The following is a 14,242-nucleotide window of genomic DNA, read 5'->3' as shown; positions in this document are numbered from 1 at the left end:
TATTAAACCCTGATCATTTCCTTCACTTTATCTCTATGACTGCGACTCACTTTTAATTCAGTGTCATTACTCAGTACGAGATGATACTCACCACTAACATGACTGACCATTTTAGTGACATATTGAATATTGACGATTGCTGAACGATGGGCCCTGACAAACTTTCTGGGATCCAATTCTTCCTCTAGTTCCTTCATAGTGCGGCGCATTATGTGAGTACCATCAGAAGCATGGACACACATATAGTCCCCTGCTGCATCAATCCATTGAATATCGTCAACGGCAACTCGCGTCACTTCGGAACCGTCTTTTATGGCTAAAATAGAAGGATAACGCTTGTTATCAATAGTTTCGCCTGATGCCAGACGTTGTAAAATATCTTCACAATCGTCTCCGGTAAATTCAGCGACGAGTTTAGCTAACTTAACTTTTTGTTCACCTTCACTATTTTGTCCAAATACCGCAGATACTTTTTCGATTGCTACCCGCAAGCGTTTTTCATCGATAGGCTTTAAAACATAATCTAAAGCATGAATATCAAAGGCTTTTATGGCGTAACTATCATAGGCGGTAACAAACACAATAATAGGAACCGGTTGCTGCAATTCTCTGAGTTTATTGATCACTTGAAAACCGTTTAAGCCTGGCATTTGGATATCCAAAAATACCAAATCGGGACGAAGTTGAGGTATCACTGAAACAGCTTCGAGGCCGTTTTGGCACTCCCCTAATACTTCAATATTATCAAATTCTTGCAACCTAACTGCCAAGCCTTTTCTTGCTAATGGCTCGTCATCTACAATCAACGCTTTAATTTTGGTTGTCATGTTCATTCACCTCAAAAGGAATTCGAATGCTCACTTTTATACCCGTAGGCTGATTGTGAGATACGACATAAGAAAAGTTATTTGAATACAATGAGTTGAGTCGTTCTTGGATATTCGGTAATCCAACACCATTGCTACGATTTAATTGACCATTTTCAATATTAGCACCTGGGCCATTGTCACTTACTTCGAGCATCAAATCGCGGCCAAACGATTTAGCGACAACTTTTATTTTACCGCCCTTTTCCATTTTAGAAATAGCATATTTAATCGCATTCTCGATGATTGGTTGCAAAATTAAACTGGGAACCAAGGCTTGGTTACAATCTTCAGCGATATCCCATTCAACGTCTAAGCGATCATCAAAACGTACTTTTTCTATCTCTAAATATAGCTCTAAGGCTTGTATTTCATGCTTAAGTGAAATCTTTTTAATCGGATCTTTATCTAGCGAATAACGCAAAAAGTCACTTAACCGGCTGACCATTGCCTCAGCAGTTTTATTGTCTTTAATTAAAATTAACGTGCTGATCGCATTTAAAGTGTTAAACAAAAAATGCGGATTCAATTGATACCTGAGCATTTTCAAATGTGCTTGGTGGGCCATTGTTGACGCTTTGAGTGCATTTTGCTTTTCTTTTTGCAGCATTTGGAAGTTCTTAATCCCGAAATACAATCCACTCCAACATACCACCATGATCAATGAATTAATGGTGTTAGTGAAATACATAAACCAAGCTTCAGGTCGATAACCGTGTTTATAAATTTCCCAATAATTAATATTTTTCAGAACGGCCCAGAATAAGGCAATAAAATAAGCACTGACGGCTACAGTAAGTAGCATTTTCCATGCAGTTTGTTGATGAGCCCAACGGTATATGTAGCGCAAAGGTATGGTTAACAACCACCCTGCCATTGCATTTAGTGCAATGACAAAAATCCATATTCCGCGTACATCATGTAAGAATGAACCAATATAATAAACAATCGCGAAACCAGCCCACCCTCCGGTATGCAGGGTCCAGAATAGCCTCTCACGATTTTCGAACAGTTTTTGCCAATTGATCAAAGTAAATCTCAAGTGAACAGATTAAGCGTTTATTATACCCTTGCAGATAATCAAAAACTCGTTGTTAATCCCAACCATAGTTGTGTTTGTCGCAAAGTAAGTAATCCGTCGAACTTCCGCAGTTTTTCAACTTGCGATATTCAGTTAAAGACTAAATACCTGTGATTGAACGCCTCAATCAACTGGCTTTTTAAATGTCTCAAATCGGCGTTTTAATATTGAATATTAAAACGTTTTAACCAGTGTACCCACCACCAAGCAGGACCGACTAATAAAAACTGAATATCTTTAAGAAAGGATGGTTTTTTTCCTTCAATTTTATGACCTACAAATTGCAAAATCCACATCACCACAAAAAGCGCTAAGCTAAATTGCCATACGGAAATATCCAAATAAGCTAACAGCCGGATTCCGCCAAAACATAAAATAGTGAACAACGTCATTGCAGCCCCAATTGGGCCAGACAATTTAAAGTAATACCAAAGCACAGGAATAGAAATCACATGGGCCCATGTGATATCGAAATGATTTAAAAATTCAGGGGTGGGAATAGACCAAATTAATGCAAATGTCACAAAATAAATGGCCGGAACGGCAATTCCGTGGATTAAAACATTTGTTTTATTTTGATGACTTTCGCCATATTCATTTAATAACGTTTCGACTCTTCGCATAGATACCTCGTAAATGGAGCAAAAGCTCTGCACATCTTAATTTTATTATTATTAATAGTGATGCCACTCAATTAGGAGTTATCCCCACGACAACGCCCATAATGTCACCCAGTAAAAGGTCAAGCTATCATCAGTTGATGCAACAAACCTTCGACAATTTTTTCTGAAGCCTCGAATTTAACACCAAAGTAAAAACGGGTTTCATCGACTTTTTGATTCATAACTATACCAGTTAATTCGGATATTTTTCCGTCTGGATTTTTAATCGCTAAGGTGATGTGTGTTTTTAGCGCCAATTTTTGTTTCACCAGTTGACGGTCCACTGAGACGCGACAGCCACTTGAAGACAAATCCACTATTAGACCATCAAATAACATCACATCAGATTCAGTTTCTACCACAGTCACAAATACGTGGGCTTGGGCTCGTTGCTCACTTCTCAGTGCATGACACTGAAGTGAAAGCGGAAACGAAGTAAATATATAGTTACCTGGTTTATTCAGTATGACATTAATCTTGACTTTAAATGCGACTACTTCGCCGGCATCTTCTTCGTGAATGTAACGCACGACTAAAACACTATCAGGATATATGACATCCCGTAAATTGCCCCAACGAGCTTCGTCAGGAAATTTAATAATTAAACAGCGGCTGCCGTCTAATCCAACAAATTCAGTCTTGATTCTTTTAACCCCAGAAGCAGCCATAACTTGAAGATCCAAAGAAAGTCCGGGTCGCATAGCACGCAATTTACGCAAATCCTCCCGCGTTAAGCCTACTTTGTCCTTTAATATTGCCACCTTTTCGAACTCTCCTAAAAGTTACCTTTTGATTGTCATCAAAACCATTAATCCTTACAAGTTGTATGTTTTTTATCATTTAAACTCTGACTCTACAACTTTTAACTGTCATAACTGAGAATAATATCAATGCTTTAACTGCTTTTAACTTAACTCAACAAAGGCTATCGGTTATGCTAAAGATATCTCGTCCCGTCACTTAATAAGTGATTTATCTGGCGGTTGATTAAATCAATAAAACTATAATAGAGCACAACTTTGCAAACATTTGAACAAGTACATTATTCCGTAACTGTTGACTCCATTGCTGGGCACACATTCAAAATTATTCAAACCATCAACTTTGCTGATCAAGTTGATATCAAGATAAAGTTACCGGCATGGATCCCTGGAAGTTACATGATCCGAGATTTTGCTAAAAATATAGTATCTCTCAAAGCGTACGACGATAATCAAAACAGTTTAGATATTGAAAAATTAGATAAACAAACTTGGAAAGTAAAAGCTGGCAGTGGCAAGATTCATATCGAGAGTATTGTCTATGCCTTTGATTTGTCAGTAAGAAGCGCCTATATATGCGATGAATATGCTTTTTTTAACGGCACCAGCGTTTTCTTTGAAGTGGAGGGCTACTCTGGCCCTTGCAGCGTTGAGATCAACCTTCCTGCAACAAAGTTGGATACCTGGTCTGTTGCAACAGCAATGTTGGAAACCCAATCAAACAAATTAACCAAGAAATTTAGTGCCGATAATTATCAAACTCTGATTGATCATCCAGTGATAATAGGTGAACTGGATATTACCTATTTCAAGGTGCAGGAGGTTGAATTTGAATTTGTTTTGACCGGCTCTCATCAAGTTGATACCGATAGAATTTGTCGCGACTTGCCAAAAATATGTGAGCATCATTTGGCACTGTTTAACGAAAACACGCCAATTAATCGTTATGTATTCATAACTTTACTCTGTCAATCTGGGTTTGGTGGTTTAGAGCATAGTCATTCGACTGTTTTACAATTCGCTCGCAATCAGCTTCCAAGCAAAGCACAACAACATAAAATGCCTGACGGTTATCGCACATTTTTAAGCTTATGTAGTCACGAGTTATTCCATACCTGGCACGTTAAACGAACCAAGCCTGCGGAATTTATCGATTTAGATTTAAGTAAAGAAACCTATTCTGAACAACTATGGATTTACGAAGGTTTTACCAGCTACATTGATGATCTCAGCTTGTTGCGCTGTGAATTAATCGATGTGCCTAGCTACTTTGAAGTTATTGGACAAACATTAACCCGACTCAAACGTAATCCTGGTTATCTAAAACAAACGGTTACAGAGTCGAGTTATGACGCTTGGACTCGCTTTTATCAACAAGATGCTAGTGCCGCAAATAATATTGTGAGTTATTACGCTAAAGGTGCAGAAATAGCACTATGCCTAGATTTGTTAATACGCAAAGAGTCAGCCAATCGTTTTACCATTTTCGACCTGTTAAAACGACTTTGGCAGCAATTTGGTTACGTCAATATTGGTACCCAAAACGACTCTATTCAAACGATTTTAAAGCAAAATTTAAACATCAATTTAGATGCATTTTTGGAAACGGCTTTATATACCACAACACCTCTCCCTACTGAGCAATTGTTGGCAGACTTCGGTGTTGATATGCACTACAGAGCAAGAAAAGATGCAAATGATAAAGGCGGAAAGCCTGCAGATGAAACCCTCTCTATTGATTTTGGCGCAAGCTTCGAAGCTGCAGCAACGGGCATCTCTATTTTACAAGTTTTAGAAGGTTCACCTGCGTATTTAGCCGGTTTACAGATCAAAGATAACCTAATTGCCATTGAACAATGGCAAGTGAATAAAGATTCTGTATTTACCACGTTAGAAAATTATAGCGAGCAACCAACAGTGAAATTATTTGTGTTCCGTGACGGCAAACTTAAAACGTTTGACATGCCGATTAAAAATGCAGCCAAAGATACAATTTACTTAACGACTTCAAATCTACAAAAACAGGCTTTATGGTTAAACGCTCAGTAAGCCAGTTGTTGTTTGCTCATGTTTTAAAAAGAAACACGCCAATTGGCATAACTTCGAATTACCTTAACAAACCGTTTTATGCCACTTGCCAGTGGCTTTAAAACTGCCAACTCTAAACTATTGGCATTTATTTAAACCTAGCTAGGTCGAATGTTCCCAGCAGATGCGCGTAATTGAGATTGAATTACCAATAACCGCCATTTTTATTCACAATTGCCGAAAGCATAAAACCAATAGTGGCACTGCACAAAACCAGACCAATTAAGAAAAATGGCGTAAATTTAGCGATTGCGAATCGTACATTCCGTCTTTCTATGCTGTCGATAACTTCATCTAGATCTGATTCATCGTAGTGATATCGATTAACGATATAGCGAGATGAATCACCTACTTCAGTGAAGTAAAAATGATATTTATCTAATAACTCTCTTAACCGCACGGGATCCATCTTCGTTTGCTTTAATACATCTTCAAAGGCAACGCCGTTTGGTTCAAATCCGTCCAATACTTGATGTATTTTCACCACTTCAGACGCCTTCATGGGTTTGATCCCGATAATCGTACTCATGTCTAAATCGTATTTCATTGCAGAAACCTTTGTTTATGACTCAATACAAAATATATCACCAAAACAAGTTAGCCATGGTACAGTTTTTAGCAAAGATTTTAGTTTATTCAGAAGGTCTTGCAGGGACGAGTAACGCTGGGTCTACTCGTTGATTTTGCCAATTCATTCGCCAATCCAAATGTGCTCCAGTAACTCGGCCAGTGGCACCAATTTCAGCAACCAACTGCCCTTGTTCAACCTGCTCCCCCACTTTCACATGACCTGCATGCAAATGTAAAAAAGTAGAAGAAACACCATGACCATGGTCAATAATCATAGTACCACCCGAATAATACATATCAGGTACCCAGAGTGTCACCACGCCTGCAGCCGGAGCATAAACAGGAGTGCCCGTAGGTGCTGCTACATCGAGTCCAAAGTGCGGTCTTTTGGGTTGTCCGTTTAACACCCGTTGACTGCCATAAACGCCACTAATTGGTCCTTCAGCAGGCCAAATAAACGATTGCATAAAATCGATGCGCGAGTCTCGAAGCGCACGGGCTTTTGCGACCTGTTGGTTATCTAGGCGAATTCTGGCTAACACATCTTCCGGAGGTGTCACCATTTTAGGAGGTAAGCCTTCAATGCGTTGAACATCATATTCACGCTTTTTTAAAATGATATCTTGTTGTTGTTTAGGTTGTTCTGGCGCCTGCCAACTTAGTTCATGCTCAAGGGCGGCATCACGCCCGAAACCAAAAACGAAATATCCTTGTTCCGAAACCTCTAAGCTTTTACCATCCAACCAAACTTGACTGCCTACGGGTGCTTTCCCTCGTATCAGTGCACCTTGCGAAAGCTCCCCTTGCAATTCAATAGCAAAGGCATGAACACTCAATATCAAACCCAAGAAACAACAAAACAACGTTTTAAGCATAAGCGATGGCTCCTTTTCCAACCCCTTCAAATGCGAATACTTTAAAATGACTTTGCGGACTCTGTTGTTTCAGATCCAATGCCATGTATTGGGCTAAACATTCTACCGTAGAGTCGGTGTTAACAATTTCGCATTCAGATTTTGGAATAGCTAATGAAAACTCACCTTGCGAGGATTCATAGGTGAAGAAAAAATGTGTTTCCGTGTTCTCTACTTGTCCAGCTAAAACACTTTGTTGGCCGTCAACAATATCTTCTTCACTCCCTATGTAGATGTCTTGCCAACGTTCAGCCCAATATGCCTGCCACGCTAGATTCAATTTATCATTTTCATAAATCACAACCTTTGAGCGGTGCCCATGGGCAATACGCTGACAGTTACCATCGTGTTTTTTTAGGCCATGAGTGTAGTGATAAAACGGTGTGTCTATTACTTCAGGACGCAAAATTAACTCAATACCATCAACATTGCTTGGCAGATGTGTGGCAATCACTTCTTTTAAATATTGGCCAACAGAATCTATATCTACCTCAGAAGCGTAAACAAAAGCATAAGCTTCTGCAGGACACAACAGATGGATCGACTTACCATTGGGTCGTAAAAAATCTACTTTTACTTCATCGGTATTGGGATCGCGTTTGATCTGGCTAAAAGCATGTTCGGCTGGTACGAGTAATTTGTGATCGACATATTCATCGATAAGAAATTTCAATTCTTTCTTAACTTTTCCGAAGTCTAGCACCATGCTTTCTTCATTAAGTTCACCATCTAAAATCACATCGACAATCCAACTTTCACCAACCATCCCTCTTTGTGCACAAAGATAGGAAAAATCCATTACGGTTAAGTCGTTGACAAAAAGCTGCATAGTGTAAAAAAGTCCTGTTATTTTGATGTTGTAAATATCGTTTTATGATTGCGTCAGTATATCGTATTCAAACTAAATCGGCATGTTTGAACACAACAAAGCTAACTATTATGTCGTGTTAACTGATCTTTCAAATTAGGTGGTACCCCTTTAATCAATAGGGTGTCAGAATTCGCATCGTATTGCACTCGATCGCCATACAAAACTCTATCGAAACTCAGACTAATGCCGCCACCTTGACCACTAAACTTGGCAAGGGTTTTTAACGCACTGCGATCGGCCTGAAAGGAAGCTTCCAAAGGCGTTTCTGCTTGTTGGTTAAAATCAACAAAATTGCGACCATCTTCTTGGGGTAGGCTTTGCGACAATTCTTCAATTTGAATATCATCTCCTTGCTCCAATTTAGCTTTATAGTAGTCAGAAACGATTTGCCGTGTTTGCTGCTGCTCTTCTTTGTCTAATTGCTCAGAGGCGATAAACTCGTCTACCGTTTTCAGCAGTTGCTTATTTTGCTGTTTGATATCAACAAGTTCTTCGCAACCGATAAAGTGCATGAAAAAATCAGAGACTTTTCTGCCCATTCGCCCCTTAATAAAACTAATATAACGGTTTTGCTCGGGTTGAGTTTTTAATTGGGTTAAATCGATTCTTACCGCTAATTGCATTTTGGCTAGATCTAGATGATCACTGTAGGTCAATTCTAATCTTTCAGTGATTTCAACGTGCTGTTTAGTATTCAACAACGCAATCATTAGGTATTCGGTGGCTAAAAATTCATAATGGCTGAAGATAACAAAACCGGTTTCCACTGTTGCCATTTCGACCATACTCTTTTTGAGTTTTTCACAACTGGCAACACTAAAATCAATAAAGGTTTCAGGTTCTGCAATCATCGCCAGCAATTCTGAACGAAATTCATCGTTAGCTTTAACCGTATCTTGTTCTGCCGAATCGGTTGACTGAGAAGCTTGATCAATAAAACTACCGACCCCTTTGCCAGGTTTTTGATTGAATACTTGATTAATTTGCTGTGCAAGTGTTTCAATATCTGGAGTGACGTCAAAACAGGTGCTTTTGGGAACAACGGTTAACTCTTGTTGTTCATTAATCCCTAATTGATGTACTACAAAGTGTTGAATAACAGCGCTCATGAAAATCTAACCTTCTAAAAGTTATGGAAAATAAGAAAACCGACTATTGAAAAAACGGCACCTAGTTACTATCTGTTCGAATACTTGTTACTATTCACAAAAATCGGTTTAAAGGTTCAAACATGCCTCAACAATCCAAATATTCAGACGCTCAATTTGAAGCGCTAATGAATGACATCGTATTTGCCCTTGAAAAAAACCAAGCAAATCGAGACTTATCTTTAATGGCGTTGGGTAATGTGATCACCAACATCTTTTTGCATCAAGTAAACGATAACCAGCGCGAAAAAATGACCGCTCAGTTTACACAAATCTTGATGAAAAGTATCAATGGAAATCAAAAATAAATGATACTCTCAGAAACGCCTCGGCGCATCATGTTAACCAAGCTAGTAGCTTGGGGACATTGGTTTACCCTTTCAAATATTGTCGTTGCTTTGGTGATTGCAGGAATTTACGTTTTTGCATCGCCTTTGCCAGATTCTTTGTTGGGAATAACATTTTTATTAGTCAATTGGGTCAGTCATATTGGCTTTTTAACTTTTTTCGCTTTTGTCATTTTAGTTTTACCTCTGATATATGCTTTCCCTAAGTCTCGGCTTATACGTGGCGCGGCTTCAACGATAGCCGCCATAGGCTTAGCGCTCTTAGCATTTGATGCATTGCTCTACACTAAATATGGATTGCACCTAAATTTCGGCTCTGCGGATCTGATTAAAAGTGAGACTCAACCGGTTATTAATGCATTTGGCTGGCAACAATGGGGGTTTTTACTCCTTTTATTTGTAGTTTGGCTGTCATTTCAACTTATTTTAGCCAATGCTCTGTGGAAAAGAATTGAACGATTACAAAAATTCCGCTTAGGTATGCCCATTAGCAGTGTATTTGTAACCTGTTTTGTATGCAGTCATGCTTTACATATTTGGGCCGATGCAAATCTCTATCAACCTATTGTAAAACAAGATAATTTGTTTCCTTTATCATACCCAGCAACAGCTAAAGCGCTGATGTCAAAATATGGGTTATTGGACATAGAAAATTATAAGCAACGCAAAGCCTTGCAGTTTGATCGAAGTGTCCATGGCATTAATTATCCTGCTAATCCAGTGTATTGCAGTATTAATACCAACAAACAATTTGTTTTACTTATCCAAACTGACGATGCTGATCTGAATCTGCAAAACAGGGCATTAACCGCCTACAACGATCACTATGATTTAAGCTCGAACCACCACTCTTCTCAATTTTCGAGTTTGTTTGGCTTACCGGAAATTTATACGTCGGAGTTAACCAATAAAACCCCACTAATGGTAGAACTTCCTCAAAAGTTAGGATTGCCGGTATTTTTATATTCTGATTTATCTTTAGAAAATTCAAAATTGACTGAGCTAAGCACAAATTTTGAAAGCTTTGTTGCCGCAAGTATTTCCGATAAACCGAAATTAGCCATAGGATTTGTATCCAATGCAAATATTCAACAATTGATAAAATCAGGTGTGTTGAATGGCAACCAAGTGATAATCTCGAAGCTTGCTTCAAATCGAGACGATATTCAGCAAGTGCCGCTATATGCTAATTTCAAACTCGACAAAACCTTATCTAGCCATTTGGACTTCCCTGCTACTGTGTTAGAAAACTTAGGCTGTAAAGCCCTTTCTGATGATTACTCCATCGGACAATCAATGCAGGCTCCTCGTCGCAATTGGTTGGTTGGCACTAAAGGCAGTAAAGTCATTGTGATGCAAAACAGCAATCGCATAGAAGTATTGTCTAACGGTAGCTATAAGATTTTTGACCGTGAGACGGGTGAAGAAAGTATTGAGACGCTTAACACCGGACTGTTAAGTCAGGCAATTAAACATTTAATGCATTTTTATTGAGTTACGCAGGGGAAACTCGATTTAAGCTATCAATGCATTCAAATCCAATATTGGTGTCATCAGCGATTTCTGAAGTTGTATAAAGAAAACGCTTGGTGACCCCAGCTCTAGCCGCCGCCAACATGTCCGTCTTGTTATCACCAATCATGAACGACTTTGCCATATCGATATTGTATTTTTGCTTAGCTTGTTCAAACATGCCAGGGTTTGGTTTACGACAATGGCATTGTTGTAAATAATCTCCTTTTGCCTTTAATGGATGATGGGGACAATAGAAAAAATCATCTATCGTGATCCCCCGCGTTGCAAACTCTGACTGCATCCATTTCGATAATAGTAAAAAATCCTCTTCGCTGTAATATCCGCGTCCTATCCCAGATTGATTGGTCACAACCAGAATTAAATACCCCTGCTGTTGGAAGCGTGTGCACAACGCAAATACATCATCAATAAAGTCGATTTCATCTGGGCGGGATGCATAACCATGGTCAACATTAATGACACCGTCTCTATCTAAAAATAACGCTTTAGATGTCACTATTTTTCCTCAATACTTGAATATCAAATTCCGTTTGACAATCAATCTGGGATTGCAAAAACTGGGCTTTATTTTGTTCACTGGTATGCCAAAAATAAGGCGTCATTTTAAGTAAAGCCAAACGCTGTTCAGGTTGACTAAAACTCAAATCAAAACCAAGTGACTCTCTACTTTGAACCGTGAAATTGTTTGTGTCTACTTGGGTTAGTGTGTGCGGCTTTGATACGTCATAAATGGATTCTTTTAGTTGCTGCAAGTGTTTAGGTCCAGGGTTAACTAGAATCCATAATCCATTTGGCTTTAAAATCCTAGCCACTTCTTGTTCGCTAGAAGGTGCAAAAACTTGAATGACGACATCCAAGCTTTCACTCCCAACAGGAATTTTAAATGTACTAGCAACTGCAAATTGACATGCTTTATGAGTCTTTGCAGCGCGCTGTATCGCCACTTTGGATATATCACACCCTGCTGCAATACATTGATGCTTGGCACTTTCTAATTGTCTGCGTATTTGTTCTAAATAATACCCTTCACCGCAACCTGCATCGAATAAATGTATCTCAGGACTGAGGCATTGGGCTTGAATTAAATCAGCTATACGAGCGATAAGTGGATCGTAAAATCCTTGTTGCAGAAACTCACGACGAGCCAAAATCATATCTTTGTTATCGCCGGGCGCTTTGCTGCTGCGTTCCTGTGCCAACTGCAGGTTTACGTAACCTTCTTTAGCTCTATCATAACTATGTTTAGCTTCACAACGCCAAGTACCACTTTCCAATGACAATGGAAGACGACAAGCTGGACAAATCCACATGTAAAAAGACTACCTTAAATTTTCAGCCAAACTAGATTAAAGCCCAGCGGTTTAGAGAATGGGGGTATTAAACCCTTGTTCCACCATCCAATTCAAGTGTACGCCCGGTAAAATAGTCATTCTCGAATATAAATTTTGCCGCATGGCCCAATTCTTCCACTTCCGCTAAGCGTCCAGCAGGAACGGTAGATAAGAATCGCTCGATCATTTCCGGCCGCATTTGCGCTGCCATGGCGGTGTTCACTAATCCAGGGGCGATACAACCGGTACGAATGTTATAACGAGCTAGCTCTTTGGCCCAAGTCACTGTCATAGTGGCTACCGCTGATTTAGAGGCAGAATAGTTGGTTTGTCCCATGTTGCCACCGCGAGACACTGAAGATAGATTAATGATGACACCAGAGCTGTTGGTTTCAATCATTGTAGAGGCTGCCTCTCGAGCACACAAAAAAGTACCTGTAACATTCACATCAATAACAGATTGAAACTGTTGCTTTGACATTTTATCAACGACTTTTCCATCCTTTATCTTTAACAACATACCGTCACGCATTATACCTGCGCTATTGATTAAGCCATTCAATTGACCAAAGTCATTCTTAATCTGTGAAAACACGTATTCCACATCCGATTCATCGGTAACATTAACAGCGTAGCCTCTAGCGGTTACGCCTAACTCAGAAATTTGTTCAGCTGCAGATTTAACCACAATATCTTGCATATCTAGCATCGCAACATGGGCACCAGCATCGGCGAAGGTTTTAGCCATTGCCAACCCGAGTCCTTGGGCTGCACCTGTAATTGCAATTACTTTATTTTTCAGTTCCATAGTTCACCTTTCAATCTTTATCGTTACAATTAATGACAGTCGAAGAATTTATTAACCCATCACTGTTAAACATTTTTGAGCACTAAGCACAGATTAACAACAATCAATATATTTAACTTGCTAACTGCAAATCATTTAATGGATTCCCATTATTTGGCCACATAGAGGTGAAAAACTGATTAAGTGTTTTTTCATCAACTTCAGCAATATTTGCAAATGCCCATTTTGGCTTACGGTCTTTATCAATTAATAACGCTCTAACCCCTTCTTGAAATTCGCCATAGGTACCGCATCGGCAAGACATAATTAGTTCCATCTGAAAACATTCAGCTAGAGATAAGTCGACTCCTCTGTGAAGTTGTTGAAACACTAAGTGCATCGATATTGGTGAATTGTATGCAATTGCATCTTGTGCTTTTTTGAACCACTTATCATCAGAAATTGAAACTGCTGTTAAAGCATCTATGTAGTCTTGTAAAGTAGTAGTGTCTGCCAAACCTGCTAATAGATCAGCGTGTTTGTGCAAATTACAAACTCCTGAGGTTTGTGCAAACTCAGCACACAGCGCAGTTAAGAGTTGACCATTTTGCGCGAAATTTTCAGTCCAATCAGTAGTTTTGATTTGACGTAAAACCTGCAGTTTATTTTGATGTTGAATAACAAAGTCAGCTAAGTTTGCAAATTTAGCATCGTGACAATTGATTTTCGCCCCTGTGACACCTAAAAACTGCCCCACACCTTTTGGCATTTTATTTAAGAACCAACTACCACCGACATCAGGGTACAAACCGATGGCTGCTTCAGGCATGGCAATCAAGGCATCTTCGGTTACGACTCTATGACTCGCCCCAGCCAACAATCCTAGTCCGCCCCCCATTATGATGCCGTTGCCCCACGCTAAAATAGGTTTCGGATAAGTATGGATTAGATAATCCAAACGGTATTCTTGGCTAAAGAATGTTTCGAGTAATTCAGGAACCATAGCCGGATTATTTTGTTCTGTTTTAGAGTCTTTCATTGCATTGTACATTGAAACCACATCGCCACCGGCGCAAAAAGTGCTATCTCCGCGACTGTCTAGAACCACAATGGCAATGTCGTTATTGTGCTGCCAAGACTGTAATTGTAATAGCAATAAATTAACCATTTCCAAATCTAATGCATTTAACGATTTAGGTCTGTTGAGCGTTGCGATTCCAATAGATTTGCCATTTTTACAAGTCTGAATATCAAAAACTACAGGTAATTCCATAATCTAA

Annotated in this window: 15 protein-coding genes; 3 read left to right on the top strand and 12 right to left on the bottom strand. The window is 39.2% G+C overall.

Going from position 1 to position 14,242, the window contains the following annotated elements; all coding sequences use genetic code 11:
- Positions 1–2: 2 nt before the first annotated feature.
- The 4 genes from Q4567_RS19860 to Q4567_RS19845 form a co-directional block, all read right to left on the bottom strand.
- Positions 3–827, bottom strand: coding sequence for a LytTR family DNA-binding domain-containing protein (locus Q4567_RS19860; RefSeq protein WP_216047649.1), 825 nt, complete (start codon positions 825–827; stop codon positions 3–5).
- Complete coding sequence (locus tag Q4567_RS19855) at positions 811–1,896, bottom strand: sensor histidine kinase (protein WP_216047648.1); 1,086 nt, start codon at positions 1,894–1,896, stop codon at positions 811–813. Before Q4567_RS19855 ends, Q4567_RS19860 begins: the two co-directional genes overlap by 17 nt.
- A gap of 212 nt (positions 1,897–2,108) precedes the next feature.
- The gene (locus Q4567_RS19850) at positions 2,109–2,570 is read right to left on the bottom strand and encodes a DUF962 domain-containing protein (RefSeq protein ID WP_303501926.1); all 462 of its coding nucleotides are present in this window, start codon (positions 2,568–2,570) and stop codon (positions 2,109–2,111) included.
- Positions 2,571–2,689: 119 nt separating this feature from the next.
- Entirely contained in the window at positions 2,690–3,370 is a 681-nt protein-coding gene (locus Q4567_RS19845; protein WP_303501924.1) for a PilZ domain-containing protein, read from the bottom strand.
- 258 nt (positions 3,371–3,628) lie between these two features.
- Between Q4567_RS19845 and Q4567_RS19840 the strand changes: the two genes are divergently transcribed.
- A complete protein-coding gene (locus Q4567_RS19840) occupies positions 3,629–5,419 on the top strand; it encodes a M61 family metallopeptidase (RefSeq protein WP_216047645.1) in 1,791 nt (596 codons plus the stop codon).
- 184 nt (positions 5,420–5,603) lie between these two features.
- On the opposite strand, the gene Q4567_RS19835 is transcribed toward Q4567_RS19840, so the two are convergent.
- From Q4567_RS19835 to yejK, 4 genes are all read right to left on the bottom strand, one after another.
- Positions 5,604–6,005, bottom strand: a complete 402-nt coding sequence (locus tag Q4567_RS19835; protein WP_216047644.1) for a hypothetical protein — start codon at positions 6,003–6,005, stop codon at positions 5,604–5,606.
- Positions 6,006–6,090: 85 nt separating this feature from the next.
- Positions 6,091–6,903, bottom strand: coding sequence for a M23 family metallopeptidase (locus tag Q4567_RS19830; RefSeq protein WP_216047643.1), 813 nt, complete (start codon positions 6,901–6,903; stop codon positions 6,091–6,093).
- Entirely contained in the window at positions 6,896–7,771 is an 876-nt protein-coding gene (locus Q4567_RS19825; RefSeq protein ID WP_216047642.1) for a 6-carboxytetrahydropterin synthase, read from the bottom strand. Before Q4567_RS19825 ends, Q4567_RS19830 begins: the two co-directional genes overlap by 8 nt.
- Positions 7,772–7,872: 101 nt before the next feature.
- Positions 7,873–8,922, bottom strand: a complete 1,050-nt coding sequence (yejK, locus tag Q4567_RS19820) for a nucleoid-associated protein YejK (RefSeq protein ID WP_216047641.1) — start codon at positions 8,920–8,922, stop codon at positions 7,873–7,875.
- 122 nt (positions 8,923–9,044) lie between these two features.
- On the opposite strand from yejK, the gene Q4567_RS19815 reads away from it, so the two are divergent.
- Together Q4567_RS19815 and Q4567_RS19810 are read left to right on the top strand one after the other, a co-directional pair.
- On the top strand, positions 9,045–9,269 hold the full coding sequence (locus Q4567_RS19815) for a DUF1414 domain-containing protein (protein WP_303501919.1): 225 nt from the start codon (positions 9,045–9,047) through the stop codon (positions 9,267–9,269).
- Complete coding sequence (locus Q4567_RS19810) at positions 9,270–10,802, top strand: DUF3413 domain-containing protein (RefSeq protein ID WP_216047639.1); 1,533 nt, start codon at positions 9,270–9,272, stop codon at positions 10,800–10,802. It abuts the gene before it with no gap.
- 1 nt (position 10,803) lies between these two features.
- Here Q4567_RS19810 and gmhB read toward each other — a convergent pair whose 3' ends face one another.
- The 4 genes from gmhB to Q4567_RS19790 all read right to left on the bottom strand — a co-directional run bounded on the left by gmhB (position 10,804) and on the right by Q4567_RS19790 (position 14,235).
- On the bottom strand, positions 10,804–11,340 hold the full coding sequence (gene gmhB / locus Q4567_RS19805; RefSeq protein WP_303501917.1) for a D-glycero-beta-D-manno-heptose 1,7-bisphosphate 7-phosphatase: 537 nt from the start codon (positions 11,338–11,340) through the stop codon (positions 10,804–10,806).
- The gene (locus tag Q4567_RS19800) at positions 11,330–12,154 is read right to left on the bottom strand and encodes a putative RNA methyltransferase (protein WP_303501915.1); all 825 of its coding nucleotides are present in this window, start codon (positions 12,152–12,154) and stop codon (positions 11,330–11,332) included. Before Q4567_RS19800 ends, gmhB begins: the two co-directional genes overlap by 11 nt.
- Positions 12,155–12,221: 67 nt before the next feature.
- A complete protein-coding gene (locus tag Q4567_RS19795; protein ID WP_216047636.1) occupies positions 12,222–12,983 on the bottom strand; it encodes an SDR family oxidoreductase in 762 nt (253 codons plus the stop codon).
- Between the two features lie 112 nt (positions 12,984–13,095).
- A complete protein-coding gene (locus tag Q4567_RS19790; RefSeq protein ID WP_216047635.1) occupies positions 13,096–14,235 on the bottom strand; it encodes an enoyl-CoA hydratase/isomerase family protein in 1,140 nt (379 codons plus the stop codon).
- Positions 14,236–14,242: the final 7 nt, after the last annotated feature.

This window comes from Aliiglaciecola sp. 2_MG-2023 (assembly GCF_030548145.1).
GTDB lineage: Bacteria > Pseudomonadota > Gammaproteobacteria > Enterobacterales > Alteromonadaceae > Aliiglaciecola > Aliiglaciecola lipolytica_A.
This window is presented reverse-complemented; position numbering and strand designations above follow the sequence as displayed.

Excerpts from the sequence above, each read along its gene's own strand:
- Q4567_RS19815 (WP_303501919.1), top strand. The coding sequence starts at position 9,045 with ATGCCTCAACAATCCAAATATTCAGACGCTCAATTTGAAGCGCTAATG.
- Q4567_RS19860 (WP_216047649.1), bottom strand. The coding sequence starts at position 827 with ATGACAACCAAAATTAAAGCGTTGATTGTAGATGACGAGCCATTAGCA.
- Q4567_RS19850 (WP_303501926.1), bottom strand. The coding sequence starts at position 2,570 with ATGCGAAGAGTCGAAACGTTATTAAATGAATATGGCGAAAGTCATCAA.
- Q4567_RS19790 (WP_216047635.1), bottom strand. The coding sequence starts at position 14,235 with ATGGAATTACCTGTAGTTTTTGATATTCAGACTTGTAAAAATGGCAAA.
- Q4567_RS19825 (WP_216047642.1), bottom strand. The coding sequence starts at position 7,771 with ATGCAGCTTTTTGTCAACGACTTAACCGTAATGGATTTTTCCTATCTT.
- Q4567_RS19810 (WP_216047639.1), top strand. The coding sequence starts at position 9,270 with ATGATACTCTCAGAAACGCCTCGGCGCATCATGTTAACCAAGCTAGTA.
- Q4567_RS19835 (WP_216047644.1), bottom strand. The coding sequence starts at position 6,005 with ATGAAATACGATTTAGACATGAGTACGATTATCGGGATCAAACCCATG.
- yejK (WP_216047641.1), bottom strand. The coding sequence starts at position 8,922 with ATGAGCGCTGTTATTCAACACTTTGTAGTACATCAATTAGGGATTAAT.
- Q4567_RS19830 (WP_216047643.1), bottom strand. The coding sequence starts at position 6,903 with ATGCTTAAAACGTTGTTTTGTTGTTTCTTGGGTTTGATATTGAGTGTT.
- Q4567_RS19795 (WP_216047636.1), bottom strand. The coding sequence starts at position 12,983 with ATGGAACTGAAAAATAAAGTAATTGCAATTACAGGTGCAGCCCAAGGA.
- Q4567_RS19800 (WP_303501915.1), bottom strand. The coding sequence starts at position 12,154 with ATGTGGATTTGTCCAGCTTGTCGTCTTCCATTGTCATTGGAAAGTGGT.